This window comes from Endozoicomonas sp. Z74 (assembly GCF_057680865.1).
Window position 1 is genome coordinate 1 of record NZ_JBLYZI010000177.1, and the last position, 5721, is coordinate 5721.

Here is a 5721-nt window from a genome sequence, read left to right on the forward strand (position 1 = left end):
CCGGAAATACCTTGTGCATCACCGGCAATGGGTGAGGGCGGCAGAGTTTTATGGAGGACACCGATCTGCTCTGGGGACATCATGGGTATGGACTTCAGGATGTCTTGGAATTGCTGAGGTTTCATGGCTGGAACTCCACTTTACACGACAATTCTCATGCTCAGGGAGTATAGACCATGTTAGCAACATTTAATTTGAACAGCGCCCTGTCATTAAATCTGACATTTGCATTGTGTTTTTATAGTATTGAGTGCTCATTGCTAATTTCATAGATCGTTGCGTTCCGGCTGAAAATTTGACGGGAGCCTGAAGATGACCTGTTGCTTCGAGTACAAGGTACTGCTTCGCTTTTTCATGCTGTTCATCAGTTAGCTGTCCTGTGGCCAGAAGCTCCTTTACTGAAGCTGTTCTTTTGATCAGCTGTGCATCAGACTTGGCCTGTTGCAATTCTCCTTTTTGGGAAATGTCGAGAAGTAAATCAGCATGCGTGGTTGTTGGTGTCAGTATCTTCAGGAAGAATAAAGAAACTACAGAAATAGATCTGATATTCACTGGCTTTTCTCATGATAAATATAGGGAGTTATCAGATTAGTATTTATTGAGTTAAAATCCAGAAAGTTGGATGTTTGTTTAGAAAATGCAACTATTATAGCTTCTTGTTAACCTCTTACTATGAAGGTGTTTTAAGCAATGAAATACCACCACCTCGGCATTCCTACCAAAGAGAAAAAAGAAGGGATGCGGTATCTGCCCCATCTCAAAATGTCGGTAGGCGGTTATGAAACCAGTCCGTATAACGTAGAATGGATGCTGTTTGATGATGATTGCGAGCTTCCTGAGCTGGTGAAAACCGTTCCCCATGTTGCCTTTGAGGTGGATGACCTTGATAAGGCTATTCAGGGAAAGAACGTGATTATTTCTCCCAACTCCCCTTCTCCTGGTCTCAGGGTTGCTTTTATTGAAGACAACGGAGCACCTGTGGAGTTCCTGCAGATAGCTGAAGATGCAGAGATTTAACGCCCTGTTTCCTTCAAACAAATAAGGGGCGCCTGAGTTCAATATTCAGGGCGTAGTCATTCACCACTCTATGGTGTGACAGTTCCTGATGCCCAGCTCTGTGGGTTGTTCGTAGACTTTCGTCCCATATTTTTCTGGAGCTGCAGGTACTTCCATGATCCCTTGTCGATTGCCACTGTTCGCCACATTGGTGGCAGGCCTATTTTCATTTAGCGGCCTTGCTTCTGCTGCCACTATAGATCTGAGAGTGCTGGAAACTACCGATATCCACACCAATGTGATGGATTATGACTATTACAAGGATCAGCCAACCAGCCAGTTTGGTCTGGTAAGGGTGGCCAGTCTGATCAGGCAGGCGCGGGAAGAGGTAGACAATAGTGTTCTGGTGGATAACGGGGATTTGATCCAGGGTTCTCCCATGGGGGATTTCATGGCTGCCAAAGGGCTGGAGAAAGGTCGTGTTCATCCCGTGTATAAAGTGATGAACCAGCTTGATTATGATGTTGGCAATATTGGCAATCATGAGTTCAACTATGGCTTGAGCTTCCTCAAAAAGGCGACTGATGGTGCTCGATTCCCCTATGTGAATGCCAATGTGGTGGATGCGGCTACTGGAAAGCACCTTTACCAGCCTTACATTATTAAAAAACAGTCGTTTAAGGACACCGAGGGCCGCATGCAGAATGTGAATGTGGGCTATATCGGCTTCGTGCCTCCCCAGATCATGCAGTGGGACCGGAAAAACCTGGAAGGAAAAGTGGTTGCCGGCGACATCCTCAAGGCTGCTGAAAAGTATGTACCAGAGATGAAAGCCAAAGGGGCTGAAGTGGTTATTGCTATTCCTCACTCCGGTTTCAGTACAGAACCTTACAAGGCCATGGCGGAAAATTCAGTCTACTATCTCTCCACGGTGGAAGGGGTGGATGCCATTATGTTTGGCCACTCCCATGGCGTTTTTCCCGGGAAGGCGTTTGCGGGAATCAAAGGGGTGAACCTGGAGGAGGGCACCATTAATGGTGTTCCTGCTGTTATGCCTGGCCGCTGGGGCAGTCACCTGGGCATGGTTGACCTGAAGCTGGATAATCGCAGTGGTCGGTGGAAGGTGGTTTCCGGAAGAGCAACTACCCGCCCCGTATTTGACCGGGCTTCTGGAAAGGCTCTGGTGAAGGCGGACCAGCAGCTTGTAGAGACGGTAGAAGCTGAGCACAAGGGCACCCGTGAGTTCGTCAACAAGCCTATCGGCAAGGCTTCTGATGTGATGTACAGTTATCTGGCCCTGGTTCAGGACGATCCGACGATTCAAATCGTCAATAATGCCCAGATTGATTATGTGGAGCGGTTTATTCAGGGGGATCCTGACCTGGAAGGGCTTCCTGTGCTGGCCGCTGCAGCCCCCTTCAAAGTGGGTGGGCGCAAGAATGACCCGGCCAATTTCACGGAAGTGGAAGCCGGCACACTCAGTTTCCGTAACGCTGCGGATCTTTATCTGTATCCTAACACTCTGGTGGCAGTTAAAGTGACAGGCCGTGAGGTAAAGGAGTGGCTGGAACGCTCTGCGGGCCAGTTCAACCAGATTGACCCTGATCGCTCAGGCCCCCAGCCTCTGATTAACTGGGATGAGTTCAGAACCTATAATTTCGATGTACTGGATGGAGTGCAATACCAGATCGATGTGACTCAGCCTGCACGGTACAACGAAAAAGGTGAAGTAGTCGATCCTGCCTATGAGCGGGTTACCGGGCTGACCTATAAAGGAAAAGCGGTAGATCCGAATCAGGTATTCCTGATTGCCACCAATAACTACCGGGCATACGGTGGGGGTGATTTTGCAGGTACAGGGGATGACTTTGTTGCTTTTGCGTCACCGGATGAAAACCGCACGATTCTGGCCAACTATATCTCTTCGCAGACTGAGGCTAAGGGACAGGTCATACCGAGAGCGGATAACAACTGGCGGCTGGCACCTATCCAGTCTGACACGCCTTTGAACATCACTTTTGAGACCTCCCCCTCTGAGAAAGCGTCAGCGTTTATTAAAGAACAGGCACAGTACCCTGTAGAGAAGGTTGGCAAGGATGCTTCCGGCTTTGGGGTATACCGGATCGACCTCAGTCAGTGACTCTCATTGAATGGTTATTCGGCACCGTGAGAATACTCACTGGTGCTGTTTTTATACCTTTGAATGGTTTGATGCGGTAGGTTTTGCTGACGGGCGTTAGGTATAAATGCCTGCAGACTGCCCAGGGCGCCCTGACAATAATCGTTCTGTATGAAAAAGGTCTTTTTTCAGTAAATATTGTATGCCCGCACAGTGTCAGATAAACGCTGGGGTTAAAGGATTTCCAGACCCGTTCAGACCATGCTTTATATTCCTGTCCTGTATGTCATCGGATTATTTTTAATCGTTCTGTCTGCTTTGATGTGCATCCCCCTGGTGACCAATTTGATTTTTGGGACTCCGGCACATCAGATGGCTTTTACCCTGTCGGCAATGATCACCGGAGCTGCTGGGCTGTTTATCTGGCGGTTTTTCAGGCCGGATCTGTTTCGTCTGCGTTCTCGTGAGATTTTTCTGCTGACCAACCTGAGTTGGGTGGTGCTCTGTATTTTTGGCGCGTTGCCGTTCATTCTGGAGCGGGAAATCAGTTTTACCGATGCCTTTTTTGAAACCATGTCGGGAATTACCACCACAGGGTCAACCGTGCTGACCGGCCTGGATAGCATGAATCCGGGATTGTTGATCTGGCGGTCGGCCCTGCAGTGGCTGGGTGGGATTGGCTTTATTGTCATGGCGGTGGCGATACTGCCCTTCTTAAAAGTGGGGGGGATGCGGCTGTTTCAGAGTGAGTCTTCAGACTGGTCTGATAAAGTCATGCCCCGTTCCGGTGTGATTGCCAAGCGAATTGTCCAGGTTTACCTCGGGCTCACCTGGTGTTGTGCCCTGGCATACTACCTGGGGGGAATGAGTGCTTTTGAGGCGATTAATCATGCCATGACCACGCTGTCGACCGGTGGTTTTTCCACATCGGATGCGTCTATGGGGCACTTTGACAGCCCGGCGATTCACTGGTCCGGTACCGTGTTTATGTTGCTGGGCAGCATGCCCTTTGTGCTGTTGGTCCGGTTTCTCGCGGGGAATGCCGAGCCTCTTTACCAGGATGCTCAGGTCCGGGCGTTGGTCAAATTGATGCTGATTGTCTGGAGTGGCTTGACGTTTTGGTTAGTAATGAACTCGGAGTATGGGGTCTTTGAGGCATTAACCCTGGTAGCGTTTAATACGACTTCTGTCATCAGTACCACAGGGTATGCCCTGACCGATTACAGTCTGTGGGGGGGCTTTGCCGCTACTGCGTTTTTCTTTCTCAGTTTTATTGGTGGTTGCTCCGGCTCCACCACGGGAGGAGTGAAGATTTTTCGTTTTCAGCTTGGCCTGAGCCTTCTGAATGTTCAGTTGAAACTGTTAAGTCATCCCCGGGCCTGTTTCAGTATGAAATACAACGGGCAGCCCATTAATTCCGATATTATCCGCTCATTTGTGGGCTTTACCTTCTTCTTTCTGATGCTGGTTGGCATCATTACCTTGCTGCTCAGTCTGATGGGACTTGATTTCATTACCAGCCTGACGGGTGCAGTTACGGCCATTGCCAATGTGGGGCCGGGACTGGGTGAGTTGATTGGACCCGCAGGGAATTTTGCGGCGCTTCCGGATATGGCCAAATGGGTGCTGGCCATTGGTATGTTGATGGGACGCCTGGAAGTCATTACGGTGCTGGTGCTGTTTACCTCGGCTTTCTGGCGGAGGTAAGTGAAAGAGCCCTGCATGTGATAACTGGTTTTTATATATGAGCTACAGCTTTACCCTTTTTTACAGCAGTTTTTCTGTAGCTCATTGAACTATTAATTATTTATGGATGAGATTTTATTGGAGTTAGAATTTCAGAGTTTTTTTCAATATGCCAATCTTCAGAAAGGCCTTCCTCATTCATGAGGAATATTCTCAGTACTTGGCTTTCAGAAGGGCCCGATATACAGTTTTGAATGTCAAATGGTGGCATGGTAAACTTCCGTTCCGGACTCCACTGCACCTCATTATTTTGGTGGCGATAAGTGTATTGTGTATATGTAGCTACCTCATTGGTTTTGGTTATTGTCCAGACAGACTCGTAATTTCCGTTTTTATCCCACTCTACACAATAGTTGTCGAACTTAGGCTCGGATTGAGCTTGAAGGGTTTTTATTAAGTCATATTTAGTGGGTTTTTGTTGGCTGGATACGATTTCACAATGCTGTCCATGCGTTTCAGGTAGGCAATTACAGTATAAAGTGCCTTGCTCATAAAGTGGGGTTCCACCATTTTGGCAGTCGTTTCTATCAGGGTGCTCTGCCCTATTTTCCGGTGAAGACTCCAGCTGACTTAGAGTCGTTTCACATTTTTGTCCAACGCTTTCTGGAGGGCATGCACAATATTCGATGTCATGATCATAATATGCGGTTCCACGGCGCTGTTCAAATTAAATGTTGCTAACATGGTCTATACTCCCTGAGCATGAGAATTGTCGTGTAAAGTGGAGTTCCAGCCATGAAACCTCAGCAATTCCAAGACATCCTGAAGTCCATACCCATGATGTCCCCAGAGCAGATCGGTGTCCTCCATAAAACTCTGCCGCCCTCACCCATTGCCGGTGATGCACAAGGTATTTCCGG

Annotated in this window: 4 protein-coding genes; 3 read left to right on the forward strand and 1 reads right to left on the reverse strand. The window is 48.3% G+C overall.

All coding sequences use genetic code 11. From position 1 onward, the window contains the following. Nucleotides 1–189: 189 nt before the first annotated feature. Nucleotides 190–552, reverse strand: a complete 363-nt coding sequence (locus tag ACNRUY_RS25600) for a hypothetical protein (RefSeq protein WP_488114500.1) — start codon at nucleotides 550–552, stop codon at nucleotides 190–192. A 138-nt stretch (nucleotides 553–690) separates the two neighbouring features. On the opposite strand from ACNRUY_RS25600, the gene ACNRUY_RS25605 reads away from it, so the two are divergent. The 3 genes from ACNRUY_RS25605 to ACNRUY_RS25615 all read left to right on the forward strand — a co-directional run bounded on the left by ACNRUY_RS25605 (nucleotide 691) and on the right by ACNRUY_RS25615 (nucleotide 4822). Further along, a complete protein-coding gene (locus tag ACNRUY_RS25605; RefSeq protein WP_488114501.1) occupies nucleotides 691–1017 on the forward strand; it encodes a VOC family protein in 327 nt (108 codons plus the stop codon). Nucleotides 1018–1171: 154 nt separating this feature from the next. After that, on the forward strand, nucleotides 1172–3136 hold the full coding sequence (locus ACNRUY_RS25610) for a bifunctional 2',3'-cyclic-nucleotide 2'-phosphodiesterase/3'-nucleotidase (protein WP_488114502.1): 1965 nt from the start codon (nucleotides 1172–1174) through the stop codon (nucleotides 3134–3136). A 315-nt stretch (nucleotides 3137–3451) separates the two neighbouring features. Beyond that, on the forward strand, nucleotides 3452–4822 hold the full coding sequence (locus tag ACNRUY_RS25615; protein ID WP_488114503.1) for a TrkH family potassium uptake protein: 1371 nt from the start codon (nucleotides 3452–3454) through the stop codon (nucleotides 4820–4822). Nucleotides 4823–5721 lie beyond the last annotated feature (899 nt).

What these genes read in the sequence shown, in the direction of transcription:
- ACNRUY_RS25605 (WP_488114501.1), top strand. Translation starts at nt 691, where the DNA reads ATGAAATACCACCACCTCGGCATTCCTACCAAAGAGAAAAAAGAAGGG.
- ACNRUY_RS25610 (WP_488114502.1), top strand. Translation starts at nt 1,172, where the DNA reads ATGATCCCTTGTCGATTGCCACTGTTCGCCACATTGGTGGCAGGCCTA.